Raw genomic sequence first — 14068 nt, 5'->3', positions numbered from 1 at the left:
GTGGACGAGAAATGTCAATGCGTCCAGGGCTGCGTGCGGGTATAGCGGAAATTATCCGGATAGGCCACGACCTGGCGCGCCGGGTCCTTCGGGGCGATGACGCGATATTCGATGCCGTTGCGCTGGGCATAGGCCTCGGCAAGTGCCTGCGTTTCGAAGGTGAGTTTTACCTGCTGGCGCATATCGCCCGAGGAGGTGTAGCCCATGATCGGATCGATCTTGCGGGGTGACTCCTGATCGAATTCAAGCACCCAGAGATGGGTCTTGGCCTTGCCGGACTGCATGGCGGTCTTAGCAGGACGATAGATCTTGGCAGGCATGACTGCGGCATCTCCGAATATGCGGGGACTGCGCCCGCCTTTCATGGTCTCAATCCCGTCGCCGGGCCTCGCTTCGTCGCCAGGGATAACGCGAAGAGATGAATTTTGCTTATCCGCGAATCCCCGATTTTTCAAGAAAAAAGGCAGTGCGCGACGCCCTGCCCTCCCGCCTCGGTGATGAGGCGATCATACGGAAACGGGGATTTCGGCGAACGCCGCAGCCACGAATATTCCGCCAGGTGTTCAGCCGCCGCTCAAAGCGCAGGAATTCCGGCCGAGTTGCGCAATATTACCGATCGTCTCATGTTGTGATCACAACCCGATTGCCCCGGCCGGCCCCCGGCATTATTTACAGCTCAATTAATTTCATGGATTTGCGCGCATGATGAGACGTTCGGCAGAGTTCAACGCCATTGTGATAGGAGCCGGCATTACCGCGTTCTTCTATGTCGCCATCAGCTACGCCCAATATATCGGCCTGCTCGGCCGCGGCTAAGGCGGAACCGTGCCGACGTCCAGTTGCGCCTTGCAGGCAAATTGACGGCCTTTCGAGATTTTCCGTATTGCATCCACAGGCCCGGTGAGAAATCTCCGCGCAGAGCCGGATTTATGGGTTGCGAGGGCGAAGTGAACCGTGTATTCCCCCTGCCAATCACGGCACGGAGTGTAGCGCAGTCTGGTAGCGCATCTGGTTTGGGACCAGAGGGTCGGGAGTTCGAATCTCTCCACTCCGACCATTCAATATCCTGATATTCTCGAGTTTCCTGATAGCCGCGACGCAGCAGCCCGCGGGCGCACGAGCTTGCGCGCCGTCACTTCGCCTTTGTCGTCGTCGCGCTCATGATCCTGTCGCCCACCTTGATCCCCAATTTGCCGACGATGCCGGCGTTGAGTTCAACGACGTATTTCACCGGGCTCATCGAATCGATGATGTCGCGCGAATAGGGCGTTGCGTTTTCCTTGATGTGGCGGATCGTGCCGGAATTGTCGGCAAAGAGCATGTCGAGCGGCAGAATGGTGTTTTCCATCCACATGGCGACGCGCCGCGGTTCGCCGAAATCGAAGATCATGCCGGCGTCATCGGCCATCGTCTTGCGAAACATCAGTCCATGGGCGCGCTGGTCGGCGGTCACTGCGACCTCGACGGTGAAATGCAGCGTCTTGCCGGCGGCCGTCTGGATGAGCAGCGGCTCCTTGTCGAACCGCATCGGCTCCTCAGCCAGGGCCGGCAGGGCGACCAAGAAAAAAAGCGCCGTGATGGCGCTTCTGATCGCATGAAGGACGAGACCCCGCATCTTAGTGCGACCGGCTGGCCGGGCTCGGAATATCGGGGTGGATCTCTGCGGCCATCAGGCCCTTTTCGCCGTCGCCGAAGCGGACGAGAACCACCTGGCCGGGGCGCAGCTCGGTGAGGCCGAAACGGCGAAGCGTTTCCATATGCACGAAGATATCTTCCGTGCCCTCGCCGCGCGTCAGGAAGCCGAAGCCCTTGGTGCGGTTGAACCACTTGACGAGCGCACGCTCGAGCCCGCTGGTGGCGGTGACCTGCACATGGGTGCGGACCGGGGGCAGCTGCGAGGGATGAACCGCGGTCGATTGATCCATCGAAAGGATCTTGAAAGCCTGGTAGCCGCGCTCGCGGCGCTGGATGAGGGCAACTATGCGCGTTCCCTCGAGGATCGTCTGGTAACCGTCGCGGCGCAGGCAGGTCACGTGCAGGAGAACATCCTGCATGCCATTGTCCGGCACGATGAAGCCGAAGCCCTTGGCGACGTCGAACCACTTGACGACCCCGGTGATTTCAACAAGATCGACCGTCTCTGACGACAGCTCGTCGAGATCGGTGTATTCATTCGATGAAATCCTATCAGCCATAGTCGCCAGCCCCTCGAATACGCGTCACACTGTTACGGTTAACTGATTCTTGAAATCAAGATTAACATCTTGGTAACGGATAAGCGCAAGTCCTAGTTTTCGGTTATTCCCAGCTGCACATTTTATCATGTTGACTTGCCCGAAGCTGACCACGGCTTGCCGTTAAGGGCCAGCCCCAATAAAGGAGTAGATAGAATGCGTTATCTTCATACGATGGTTCGAGTCAGAGACCTGGACGCTTCGCTCGCCTTTTATACCACCCTGTTCGGGCTAGAAGAGATTCGCCGCCACGAAAACGAGAAGGGCCGTTTCACCCTGGTTTTCCTGGCTGCCCGCGACGATCTCGAGCGTGCGCGCAGCGAAAAAGCGCCCTGCCTCGAGCTTACCTACAACTGGGATACAGAGGATTACAGCGGCGGACGCAACTTCGGCCATCTCGCCTATGAAGTCGACGACATCTATGCAATCTGCCAGAAGCTGATGGACAACGGCATCACTATCAACCGGCCGCCGCGCGACGGCAACATGGCCTTCGTGCGCTCGCCCGACGGCATCTCGATCGAAATCCTGCAGAAGGGAAGCCCGCTTCCAGCCGCTGAACCCTGGGCTTCCATGGGCAATACCGGCGCCTGGTAAGGGTTTTCGCCGCAAGGCTTTTGCGAAGCTTGCGGCTTTTGCGATTTCGGATCCGGCCGGCGCCGTGGCGCTTGCCGCGACCCGGCCCTGCAGGCAATCTCCAGCTGACTCGACGCGGAAGATGGCGATTTCGGCCGTTTTCCGCATCAACTGGAGACTGGTCGCTTGCGTAACAATGAGATGCGGATGCCTGTAACGGGGGCTTTGCTGATCGCCACGTCGATGCTGGCGCTGTCTGGCTGCGCGTCGAACAAGAAGGCGCTCGACTCAGCCGCCGCGGTTCCGGTGGTTCCGGCAACGGCGGCCGCAGCGCCCCAGCTTGGCGCGACAGCGCCCGCGAAATCTGCGCCACGCTCGGTCTATACCGACCCCCGGCTCGTCAACGTCTCCGGCGCCCAGGCCGCGCCCCAGGGCGTGGCAGCGGATTCGAATGCCACGGTTCCGCCGGCCGATCCGGCAATGGCAGCGCCTGCCAATATCGGCGGGCTGGTCATGCAGTCGACACGGATCAACGCGCAGGCGATGAGCATCTTTTCGGATCACCAGCCGCTGCCGCAAAACAACAGCACGTCCACCATTATCCAGCCGCAAGCCTATGCGCCGACGGAAGGCGTGGCACCGACAAGAAGCAGCGTCTACAGCCAGCCTGCGGTGCCCGCACAGCCGGCGACGCCGGTGCTGCCGCAGCAATCCTCGGAGAACTCCGGCACGCAACCTCTCCCCGTGCAAACCGCCTCGGTGGCGACAGGCGGCATTCCGGCATCGACGACGAACGCGCTCTACAGCGCGCCGAAGCAAAACCTGCTCGGCAGCCTCTCCGGCCTCCTGCACAAGGCCGCTCTGCCCGGCATGACGCGTGTCGCGCCGAACGGGCTGCACGTCCAGAACGATCATGTCGAGGTCGGCTGCTTCAAGCCCGACCTGTTGAAAGTGATCAAAACGGTCGAAAACCACTTCGGCCGGCCCGTCATCGTCACCTCAGGCTATCGCGACGAAGAGCATAACCGCCTGGTCGGCGGCGCTGACGAATCGATGCACAAGAGCTGCGAGGCCGCCGACATCCAGATCGACGGCGTGTCGAAATGGGATATCGCCGCCTATATACGCTCCTTGCCGGATCGCGGCGGCGTCGGCACCTATTGCCACACGGATTCCGTCCATCTCGACACCGGCAAGAGCCGCGACTGGAATTGGGGCTGCGGCGGCAAACGCGCGCCCATGACGACCGCCAGAGCGATCTGATATCGCCCGCATGGAACGGCGTCACGTTACGTCAGCCTGGTTTGCCGCGCTTCCAGCAAGCCATACAAGCTGTTGATTCGGCAGCGGTAATATCCAATGCTGCGACCGCGAAAATATCTGTCATTTTTTTGAAAAAAATCGAATTTGCCGCTTGCGGCTTTTGAAGGTGCTGACTATAAGGGCGCCACCACGAAGGAAGCGCCCTTCGTCTATCGGTTAGGACACCAGATTTTCATTCTGGGAAGAGGGGTTCGACTCCCCTAGGGCGTGCCATTCTCTCTACATAGAAGCCATTGCATCCGCTTGCAGAAGCCGGCATGCGCTCCTATTTTAACGAAGCTGGCTTGCGCCCTTCGTCTATCGGTTAGGACGACAGATTCTCATTCTGTAAAGAGGGGTTCGACTCCCCTAGGGCGTACCACATTCGGGCTAGAGCTTTCCCTGTGGCGAAAGCGCGTCGCACCAAATCTGATTCATCGAGAAAGCGGCTCGCACCGCTCTGTCATCGAGGCGGCAGATGTCGCAAGCCGTCGCGCAGAGCTCTTGTCGTGGGCGCGTAGCGCCGCAAAACGATGCGCCAGGCTTGAATTCTTCCGATCCGCCATACCGTTCGCCACGATTTTCCACAGCCACAAAAAAATCGGCGAAAACGATGATTTTTTCGCGCCTTGGCGCTTGCGGCTTTTGAAGGTGCTGACTATAAGGGCGCCACCACGAAGGAAGCGCCCTTCGTCTATCGGTTAGGACACCAGATTTTCATTCTGGGAAGAGGGGTTCGACTCCCCTAGGGCGTGCCACTTTCTTGCTTCGAATTCCTCATCATCAGCCTGTTTGCGCGGCCTTCTATTTTGCCGGCGCGGCATCGCAGACGCGCAGCTGGATGCGGCGGGCGCCCTGGTAATGATCGGCGCCGAGCGTACCGGCCACATGCAGGCTGGCGCCGCGTGAATTGACGAGAAGATTGCCGAGCGCCGTATCGGCGGCGCGGAAGGCGATGCCATCGAGCCGCGACCCGTCCATTGCCTCCAGTGTCACCTTCACATGTTTCTCACCGACCAGGCGCGCGTCGCGCACGCGGTGCGCCGGCACGGCAAAGAGCGGCTGGGCATGGCCGGAGCCATAGGGGCCGGCCGCCTCCAGGCGGTCGATGAGTTCGAGCGTGGCGCCGCTGGCGCCGATCGCCCCGTCGATCTTCAGCGTCTCGTTGGCGACGAGGTTCGCCACCGTCCTTGCCGCCTTTTCGGTGAAGAAGGTTCTGAGCCTGCCGAGATCGGCGCGATCGACGGTCAGCCCCGCGGCCATGGCGTGGCCGCCGCCCTTGACGAGCAGCCCCTCGTCGACCGCCGCCCGCACCATTCTGCCCATGTCGAAGCCGTTGATGGAGCGGCCCGAGCCGGTGCCGCGGCCGGAGGGATCGAAGGCGATCGCGAAGGCCGGCCGTTTGAACTTTTCTTTCAGCCGCGCCGCGATCAGCCCGACGATGCCGGGATGCCATTTCTCGTGGGCGGTGACGATGACGGAGGCGCCCTCGCCGTCGCCATATTCGGCGAGCGCCTCGGCTTCCGCCTCCTGCAGCATCAGAGCCTCCATAGCCTGGCGCTCGCGATTGAGCTCGTCGAGGCGCTGGGCGATCATTTCAGCCTCGCCGGCATCGTCGAGCGTCAACAGGCGGCTTCCGAGGGCGGCATCGCCGATTCGTCCGCCGGCATTGATGCGCGGGCCGATCAGGAAGCCGAAATGATAGGGTGTCACCGGGCCGGCGAGCCCGGCCTTGCGGAAGAGTGCGGCAAGCCCGGCATTGCTCTGGTGGCGGGCGGCGACCAGCCCCTTCACCACATAGGCGCGGTTGAGCCCCTTCAGCGGCACGACATCGCAGACCGTCGCAAGCGCGACGATATCCAGCCATTGCAACAGGTCGATGGCCAGGATGCGCTTGTTGCCGGCCGCACGCAGCAGCCTCAGCGTCGCCACCAGCACCATGAAGACGACGCCGGCCGCGCACAGATGCCCCTGCCCCGACAGATCGTCTTCGCGGTTCGGATTGACCAGCGCATGGCAGGGCGGCAGCTCATGTGTCACCTGGTGGTGATCGATAACCACGACATCGATATTGCGCGCGGCAGCCGCCGCAAGCGCTTCGTGACTGGTGGAGCCGCAATCGACGGTGACGATCAGCCTGGCGCCATTGTCGATCAGCTGGTTGATCGCCGTCGGATTGGGGCCGTAACCCTCAAAGATCCGGTCGGGAATGTAGATGTTCGCCTTGACGCCGAAATGGCTGAGAAAGCGGAACATCAGCGCCGATGAAGCCGCGCCGTCGACGTCGTAGTCGCCGAAAATCGCGACGTTCTCGCCGCTCTCGATCGCGCGCATGAGTCGGATCGCCGCCTTCTCGCAATCGGTCAGCGTGTGGGGATCGGGCATCAGGCTGCGGATCGTCGGATCGAGAAATTCGATCGCCTCGTCCACCGGGACGCCACGTCCGGCGAGAACGCGAGCGATCAGATCCGGCAACCCGTGAACCTGCGACATAGCGAGCGCCCGATTCTGACCGGCCTGGTCGAGCCGCGCAACCCAGCGATTGTCGAGCGCGGATTTCTCCACGCCGAGAAACGCGCGCTGTACCGGATCGACGAGATCTGCCATGCCAAACTCCGCTGATGTCATCTGTTCTTTCTACAGGAGCAGCGGAGATAACATAGCGATGGGCTTGCAGACACGGATTTTTACCAGAAGATCGCCCAGACGATCATGGCGACGCCGCCGATTTGCACCAGCAGGAACGAAAAGAGCGTCAGCAGGATGGCCCAGTTGCGGCCTTCGGTATTTTCTTCGCCGTCAATGTCATCGGGAATCTCGTCGCGATTGTCGCGATGGATCGCCTCGAGAATTTCCTCAGGCACATCAGGACGGTTTGGCGGCACCTCGCTCGGGCAGCCATACCCCTTCCCGGCATGGCTGTCCTTGCTCATGAAATTCTCCACGCCGACGACTCACCATCTATGGTTTTATTTATATCAATATTTGCGCATTTGTTAATATAGACTTCCGTACGGGCGGGTTACACGATCAACAAAAAAACCGCCCTGTCATCGTGAACTGACCCGCGAAGGTTGATGTCCAACTTTCGCGGGTCAGTTCAGGAAGACAGGGCGGCTCATGTTCCCGGACGGGAAAGAATCAAGCTTCTTCTTTCGGCCGCTCGATGCGGATGACCTGCGGCTCGCCGAAGAGATAACCTTCCGACTTGATCGAAGCGACGGCCTTGCGCACCGATTCCTCCATCGTCGCATGGGTAACCAGAATGATCGTCTGGTGATGCGACGGCGCCAGATGCTGCTTGGAGCGCTGGACGATCGATTCGAGCGAGATGTGGTTTTCGGCCATACGGGTTGCGACGCTTGCAAAGACGCCGGTGCGGTCGAGCACGGTCAGGCGGATGAAATAGCCGCCCTCATGGCTCTGCATCTGCGCCTTGCGATAGGGTTCCAGCGCCTTTGCGGGATGGCCGAGCACCGGCACGCGCTGGGCGCCCGGCTGGCTCTTGGCGATATCGGCAATGTCGCCGAGCACCGATGAGGCGGTGGCATTGCCGCCAGCGCCGGGACCGACCATCAGCAGCTCGCCAAGCACATCGGATTCGATCGCCACCGCATTGGTGACGCCGTCGACCTGGGCAATGACCGAATCGACCGGCACCATGGTCGGGTGAACGCGCTGCTCGATGCCGGTATCGGTGCGCTGGGCGACGCCCAAGAGCTTGATGCGATAACCGAGTTCGGCGGCGGCGTGGATATCCTCGATCGAGATGTTGGTGATGCCTTCGAGATAGATGTCGTCGGCCGCGATGCGGTTGCCGAAGGCGAGCGTCGTCAGGATGGCAAGCTTGTGGGCGGTATCGTTGCCTTCAATATCGAAGGCGGGATCGGCCTCGGCATAACCCAGCCGCTGCGCTTCCTTGAGGCACTCGGTGAAGGAAAGCCCTTCCTTCTCCATCTTGGTCAGGATGTAATTGCAGGTGCCGTTCATGATGCCGTAGATGCGCGAGACGGCATTGCCCGTCAGCGATTCGCGCAGCGCCTTGATGACGGGAATGCCGCCGGCGACCGCCGCTTCGAAATTCAGGAGCGAGCCCTTCTCTTCCGCGATCATCGCGAGCTCGACGCCGTGATAGGCAAGCAGCGCCTTGTTGGCTGTCACCACGTGGAGACCACGCTGCAGTGCCGTGCGAACCGAAGCGTTGGCCGCCCCCTCGGCGCCGCCGATCAGCTCGACGAAGACGTCGATGTCGCCTTTTTCGGCAAGCTCTTCCGGCCGGTCGAACCAGGTCACAGCTGAAAGATCGACGCCGCGGTCTCTCGTTTTGTCACGCGCGGAGACCGCCGTGATGATGATCGGACGCCCGCAGGTGACGGCAAGCTCGTTGCTCTTCTGCTGAATGATGCGGACAAGCGAGGCGCCAACGGTGCCCAAGCCCGCAATGCCGATTTTGAGGGCATCTGCCATGGATCGATCCTGAAATGTCTGTGTGGCGGCAGCCGCGGAAAGCGGCTGCCGAGAGTTGAGATTAGCGGTGTGCGTTCAGCGAAATGACGTTATGCATCGTCTCATCCGCCGTCGACATGAACTTCTTGATGTTGCGCGCAGCCTGGCGGATGCGGTGTTCGTTCTCGACAAGCGCCAGACGCACGTAGTCGTCGCCCATTTCGCCGAAGCCGATGCCCGGCGCAACGGCGACGTCGGCCTTCTCGACCAAGAGCTTGGAAAATTCCAGCGAACCGAGATGACGGAACTTTTCCGGGATCTTCGCCCAGGCGAACATCGTCGCAGCCGGCGGCGGCACGTCGAAGCCGGCCTTGCCGAAGCTTTCGACCATGACGTCGCGGCGACGCTTATAGACGTTGCGGACTTCGGCAATGTCGGAGCCGTCACCGTTCAGCGCATGGGTCGCCGCGACCTGGATCGGCGTGAAGGCGCCGTAGTCGAGGTAGGATTTAACGCGGGTGAGCGCCGCGATCAGCCGCTCGTTGCCGACCGCAAAGCCCATGCGCCAGCCGGGCATGGAGAAGGTCTTCGACATCGAGGTGAACTCGACGGTCACATCCATCGCGCCCGGCACTTCGAGAACCGACGGCGGCGGCGCGCCGTCGAAGTAGATCTCCGAATAGGCAAGGTCGGAGAGCACGATGATGTCGTGCTTCTTGGCGAAAGCGATGACATCCTTGTAGAAATCAAGCGTCGCGACGAGGGCGGTCGGGTTCGAGGGGTAGTTGAGGATCAGCGCCAGGGGCTTCGGGATCGAATGCCGGACGGCGCGCTCGAGCGGCGGGAAAAAGCTCTCATCCGGCTCAACCGACATCGAACGAATCACCCCACCCGCCATCAGGAAGCCGAAGGCGTGGATCGGATAGGTCGGGTTCGGGCAGAGGATGACGTCGCCGGGCGCGGTGATCGCCTGCGCCATGTTGGCGAAGCCTTCCTTGGAGCCCAAGGTGGCGACCACCTGCGTATCCGGGTTGAGCTTGACGCCGAAACGGCGGGCATAATAGGCGGCCTGGGCGCGGCGCAGGCCCGGAATGCCCTTGGAGGAGGAATAACGGTGGGTGCGGGGGTCCTGCACGACCTCGCACAGCTTGTCGACGATCGCCTGGGGGGTGGGAAGGTCAGGGTTTCCCATGCCGAGATCGATGATATCGGCGCCGCCCGCTCGCGCGCTTGCTTTCAAACGGTTGACCTGTTCGAAAACATAAGGCGGCAAACGCCGGACTTTGTGAAACTCTTCCATTTCATTCCCCATGGAAAGGCGGCATTTCGGGCCGCGGTCGAAGTTCGTTCCGTCTCCCGGCGGCTGCGACACGAACTTCAGAATCGCAGCGCCGTATTCATCAGACCCAAGCCGCGCGGCAAATCTTTGACGAAAAGGCCGCGCAAAGCGCATTATCAGGAAAATTGCATCTTCCGTTCCATCCGGAAGGCTTTGCGTCCAAATTGCCTGAAAGGCAAGGTCTATTTGGAGATTTCGGAGAGCGTCTGCTCGCCGTGCTCGGCGGCCAGGCGGCGCATTTCGGCGACCCTGGCCTGATATTCGGCTTCCGAGATCGTGCCGGCCTTGCGTCGGGCGGCAAGCGCGGTCAGCTGATGCTGCAGTTCGGCCGCCTGCTCGTCGCTCATCTGGACATTGGCCGCCGTCAGCGGCGCGCCAAAATTCGGATAGCCGTCCGGCGACTTCGCAAGGCCGCCTTCGACCGCCTCGCCCTTGGTGGCCGGCATGACGACGGCGGTCGGCGCCGCTCGCTTGGCAGCGGCCGCGGCCTTCTCCTCCGCCGTCAGATTGCATCCGGCAAGGGCCATCGCCGCCGCGGCGCAAATCAATGCGGTGCGGTTGAAGGTTGCGATGCGCCGGATGCCGTTCTTCGTCATGCCTCAAAATCCAGTTCTGACTGCTTCGACTGTTAAATTTGTCGCAGCCACAAAGCAATAGCACGAGCCGATGCGGGTGGAACTTGTTTTCTCGTTCGGTCACGATGTACAACGAAGAGATAAAAAGGGTGCTGCCGCCGGAGGAAATGGTGACCGACAGCAAGCAGGAGAGTGGCAGCCAGAAGAATGGCGGCAAGGCCGGTTTCGACGCAACCGATCTCGATCCCTATGTGCTGAAGGATCCCGAGACCATGGCGATGAATTTCGCCCGGGCGCTCGAAAATCTCGGGCAAGCCGCTTCGGCCTGGCTTGCGCCGCGCGAACGCGGCGAGATCAGCGAAACTGCCATCGATCCGATGGCCGACATGGTCAAGACGCTGTCGAAAGTCAGCGAATACTGGATTTCCGATCCCCGCCGCACCTTCGAGGCACAGACGCAGCTGATGTCCTCGTTCTTCGGCATCTGGATGCGCTCGATGCAGCGCATGCAAAGCATGAGCGGACTGCAGGGCGAGCCCCCGCCGCCCGAGCCCGACACCCGCAAGGACAAGCGCTTCTCCGACGAGGACTGGGAGAAGAATCCGTTCTTCGATTTTCTGCGCCAGGTCTATTTCGTCACGACCGACTGGGTGGAGAAGCTGGTGTCGGAGACCGACGGCCTTGACGAGCACACCAAGCACAAGGCCGGCTTCTACGTGAAGCAGATCACGGCAGCGCTTTCGCCAAGCAATTTCATCCCCACCAATCCGCAGCTCTATCGCGAGACGATCGCCAGCAACGGCGAAAACCTGGTGCGCGGCATGAAGATGCTCGCCGAGGATATCGCCGCCGGCCACGGCGAGCTTCGCCTTCGCCAGACCGACATGACGAAATTCGCCGTCGGCCGCGACATGGCGCTGACGCCGGGCAAGGTGATCGCCCAGAACGACATCTGCCAGATCATCCAGTACGAGGCGTCGACCGAGACGGTGCTGAAGCGGCCGCTGCTGATCTGCCCGCCCTGGATCAATAAATTCTATATTCTCGACCTCAATCCGCAGAAATCCTTCATCAAATGGTGCGTCGACCAGGGTCAGACCGTCTTCGTCATTTCCTGGGTCAACCCGGATGCGCGCCACGCCGAAAAGGACTGGGCGGCCTATGCCCGCGAAGGCATCGATTTCGCGCTCGAGACAATCGAGAAGGCGACCGGCGAGAAGGAGGTCAATGCCGTCGGCTACTGCGTCGGCGGCACGCTGCTGGCGGCAACGCTGGCGCTGCACGCCAAGGAAAAGAACAAACGCATCAAGACCGCTACGCTCTTCACCACCCAGGTCGACTTCACCCATGCCGGCGACCTGAAGGTCTTCGTCGACGAGGAGCAGCTTGCCGCGCTCGAAGAGCATATGAAGTCGGCCGGCTATCTCGACGGCTCGAAGATGTCGATGGCCTTCAACATGCTGCGCGCTTCCGAGCTGATCTGGCCTTATTTCGTCAACAGCTACCTCAAGGGCCAGGAGCCCATGCCCTTCGACCTGTTGTTCTGGAACGCCGATTCGACCCGCATGGCGGCGGCAAATCATGCCTTCTATCTGCGCAACTGCTATCTCCGCAATGCGCTGACGCAGAACGAGATGATCCTCGACGGCAAGCCCGTGTCGCTGAAGGACGTGAAGATCCCGATCTATAATCTCGCCACCCGCGAGGACCACATCGCGCCTGCCAAATCCGTCTTCCTCGGCAGCCGGTTCTTCGGCGGCAAGGTGGAGTTCGTCGTCACCGGCTCCGGACATATCGCCGGCGTCGTCAACCCGCCCGACAAGAAGAAGTACCAATTCTGGACGGGCGGCCCGGCCAAGGGCGAGTATGAAACCTGGCTCGAACAGGCGACCGAGACGCCGGGATCGTGGTGGCCGCATTGGCGAGCCTGGATCGAGACGCATGACGGCAGACGCGTTGCGGCGCGCAAACCCGGCGGCGATGCGCTGAATGCGATCGAGGAAGCGCCGGGAAGTTACGTGATGGAACGCGTCTGACAAACGCCGGACGCATCTCTTTTTGAGACGTCATGGGAAAGTCCGGCGCCGCGTAAACAAATTAGAAACCATAATTCGTCATCCTTGCGAAACAGTCGGATGTCGCAAGCGGTCTAAATTCGGCCCATTTGCGCCATTACCGGCGCCGGCGAAGTGTAGTCAGTCAGTGCCGCCGGCCTGCGTAGCGAGTTTGAAAGACGAGTTTGGTATGGCGTTTGCGGTCGGGGCGTTTGATTGCGTCACCTCTCTTGGCGGATCTGCTGTTCGTTTGCGCAGATCTCGCGGCTTTCTTTACGGCGTCGTCGGCGCCGGACTTCTGACCTCGACATGGCTGATCGCGACCTTCGCGACAATGCATTCGATCGGCGCACCCGTTTCCCCGTCTGAGAGCTTCACGCATGTCGCGTCGGCGCCGAAGCTCAAGCCGGCGACATCCCACGAACGACTGATCCATGTCGGCAAAGCCGATCGGCTGGCCGCCTTCAATGCCAAGCCGGTCGTTGCCCTGACGGCTCATCTCATCCAATCGCATGCGCAAAAGTCCAATGCTGCCGCAGCAGCATCGTTGGCGCTTGCAAAGAATCGTCTTGTCACCCCTGCCGAACCGCCGGTCGCCGTTGCCGCGGCAACACCTTCGGACACCGCGAAATTCGTCAAGGACGATATCGTCACGCCGCCGGTCGAGCTTGCCCGGGCGGAGGCCGAAGAGAACGAGGGCGACCGCATCATCATTCCTTCCAAGGAAGCCGTCGCAGCCGTTGAACTTCCTGCCCTGCTCGCCCTTGCCGATGCCGGACCGCAACAGATTGCGCCAACCCCGATCCAGCCGACCGTGCCCGCCCTCAAGACGGCGTCGCTGCCGCAGGAAAAACCTGCGCCGGTACAAGTTGCCGAGGCCGAAGAGCAGCAGCCCTTCGATCTCGTGCTCGCGCCGGATGCCGACTCCGTGCCGCTGCCGATGGCGCGCCCGGACGGCCTGATCGGCAAACCGGCCCCAGGTTCCAAGGAGGCACAGCGTGCCGCCGAGCCGGTCCTTGCCTATGCCAAGCCGAACGCGCTGATCGAGGACGATGAGGACGACGCCGTCCCGCGTTACGACAAGCCGGTCTTCTCGCCGAAGCTGCGCGCAGGCGTCGCTATCTACGATATCGAAAACAGCACCGTCTATCTGCCGAACGGCGAGCGGCTGGAAGCTCATTCCGGCCTCGGCAAGATGCGCGACAATCCGCGTTACGCCAACAAGAAGATGCGCGGACCGACGCCGCCGCACACCTATATCCTCACCATGCGCGAGGCCCTGTTCCACGGCGTCGCAGCGATCCGGCTGACGCCGGTCGAGGGCTCGGACGCCATCTACGACCGGGTCGGCCTGCTCGCCCACACCTACATGCTCGGCAAGAACGGCGATTCCAACGGCTGCGTCTCCTTCAAGGATTACAAGCGCTTCCTAGCCGCTTACAAGCGCGGCGAGATCAAGCAGCTGGTGGTCGTGCCGCGGCTGAACAACAAGCCGGCTTCGACGCTTGCCTCGCTGTTTTCATCGCGCAGCTGATGGATAAG

12 protein-coding genes and 4 tRNA genes are annotated in these 14068 nt (G+C 61.3%); 8 read left to right on the top strand and 8 right to left on the bottom strand.

The window, feature by feature from the left end:
- Positions 1 to 14: 14 nt before the first annotated feature.
- A complete protein-coding gene (locus CO671_RS18245; RefSeq protein WP_010004800.1) occupies positions 15 to 320 on the bottom strand; it encodes an ETC complex I subunit in 306 nt (101 codons plus the stop codon).
- Between the two features lie 660 nt (positions 321 to 980).
- Between CO671_RS18245 and CO671_RS18240 the strand changes: the two genes are divergently transcribed.
- Positions 981 to 1057 (top strand) — tRNA-Pro (locus tag CO671_RS18240).
- A 75-nt stretch (positions 1058 to 1132) separates the two neighbouring features.
- Here the strand turns inward: CO671_RS18240 and CO671_RS18235 are convergent.
- Positions 1133 to 1615 (bottom strand): DUF192 domain-containing protein, encoded by a 483-nt coding sequence (locus CO671_RS18235; protein WP_097607077.1) that lies wholly within the window; start codon positions 1613 to 1615, stop codon positions 1133 to 1135.
- A gap of 1 nt (position 1616) precedes the next feature.
- The gene (locus CO671_RS18230) at positions 1617 to 2195 is read right to left on the bottom strand and encodes a cold-shock protein (protein ID WP_004675946.1); all 579 of its coding nucleotides are present in this window, start codon (positions 2193 to 2195) and stop codon (positions 1617 to 1619) included.
- Positions 2196 to 2390: 195 nt separating this feature from the next.
- Here CO671_RS18230 and gloA point away from each other — a divergent pair, with 195 nt between their 5' ends.
- From gloA to CO671_RS18205, 5 genes are all read left to right on the top strand, one after another.
- Positions 2391 to 2831 carry a lactoylglutathione lyase gene (gloA, locus tag CO671_RS18225; protein ID WP_064683557.1) on the top strand — a complete coding sequence of 147 codons (441 nt, stop codon included), beginning with the start codon at positions 2391 to 2393 and terminating at the stop codon, positions 2829 to 2831.
- Positions 2832 to 2996: 165 nt separating this feature from the next.
- On the top strand, positions 2997 to 4073 hold the full coding sequence (locus CO671_RS18220) for a D-Ala-D-Ala carboxypeptidase family metallohydrolase (protein ID WP_097607076.1): 1077 nt from the start codon (positions 2997 to 2999) through the stop codon (positions 4071 to 4073).
- 198 nt (positions 4074 to 4271) lie between these two features.
- Positions 4272 to 4346: transfer RNA gene (locus tag CO671_RS18215), tRNA-Glu, on the top strand.
- Between the two features lie 73 nt (positions 4347 to 4419).
- Positions 4420 to 4494 (top strand) — tRNA-Glu (locus CO671_RS18210).
- 301 nt (positions 4495 to 4795) lie between these two features.
- A tRNA-Glu gene (locus tag CO671_RS18205) sits at positions 4796 to 4870 on the top strand.
- Between the two features lie 46 nt (positions 4871 to 4916).
- Here the strand turns inward: CO671_RS18205 and recJ are convergent.
- From recJ to CO671_RS18180, 5 genes are all read right to left on the bottom strand, one after another.
- A complete protein-coding gene (gene recJ, locus CO671_RS18200; RefSeq protein ID WP_097607075.1) occupies positions 4917 to 6719 on the bottom strand; it encodes a single-stranded-DNA-specific exonuclease RecJ in 1803 nt (600 codons plus the stop codon).
- Positions 6720 to 6799: 80 nt separating this feature from the next.
- A complete protein-coding gene (locus tag CO671_RS18195) occupies positions 6800 to 7045 on the bottom strand; it encodes a hypothetical protein (protein WP_010029066.1) in 246 nt (81 codons plus the stop codon).
- 208 nt (positions 7046 to 7253) lie between these two features.
- Positions 7254 to 8579 (bottom strand): homoserine dehydrogenase, encoded by a 1326-nt coding sequence (locus CO671_RS18190; RefSeq protein WP_097607074.1) that lies wholly within the window; start codon positions 8577 to 8579, stop codon positions 7254 to 7256.
- Between the two features lie 61 nt (positions 8580 to 8640).
- A complete protein-coding gene (locus tag CO671_RS18185; RefSeq protein WP_064683553.1) occupies positions 8641 to 9858 on the bottom strand; it encodes an LL-diaminopimelate aminotransferase in 1218 nt (405 codons plus the stop codon).
- Positions 9859 to 10079: 221 nt separating this feature from the next.
- Positions 10080 to 10493 (bottom strand): hypothetical protein, encoded by a 414-nt coding sequence (locus CO671_RS18180; RefSeq protein ID WP_010030004.1) that lies wholly within the window; start codon positions 10491 to 10493, stop codon positions 10080 to 10082.
- Positions 10494 to 10639: 146 nt separating this feature from the next.
- Between CO671_RS18180 and phaC the strand changes: the two genes are divergently transcribed.
- Positions 10640 to 12508, top strand: coding sequence for a class I poly(R)-hydroxyalkanoic acid synthase (phaC, locus tag CO671_RS18175; protein WP_245423842.1), 1869 nt, complete (start codon positions 10640 to 10642; stop codon positions 12506 to 12508).
- Positions 12509 to 12716: 208 nt separating this feature from the next.
- Complete coding sequence (locus CO671_RS18170; protein ID WP_097607072.1) at positions 12717 to 14060, top strand: DUF2778 domain-containing protein; 1344 nt, start codon at positions 12717 to 12719, stop codon at positions 14058 to 14060.
- The last annotated feature ends 8 nt before the right edge of the window (positions 14061 to 14068 follow it).

It is taken from the genome of Rhizobium sp. M10 (assembly GCF_002531955.1).
Taxonomy (GTDB): domain Bacteria; phylum Pseudomonadota; class Alphaproteobacteria; order Rhizobiales; family Rhizobiaceae; genus Rhizobium; species Rhizobium etli_C.
Note: the sequence above shows the minus strand (reverse complement) of the source record. Positions and strands in the feature narration are given on the sequence as shown.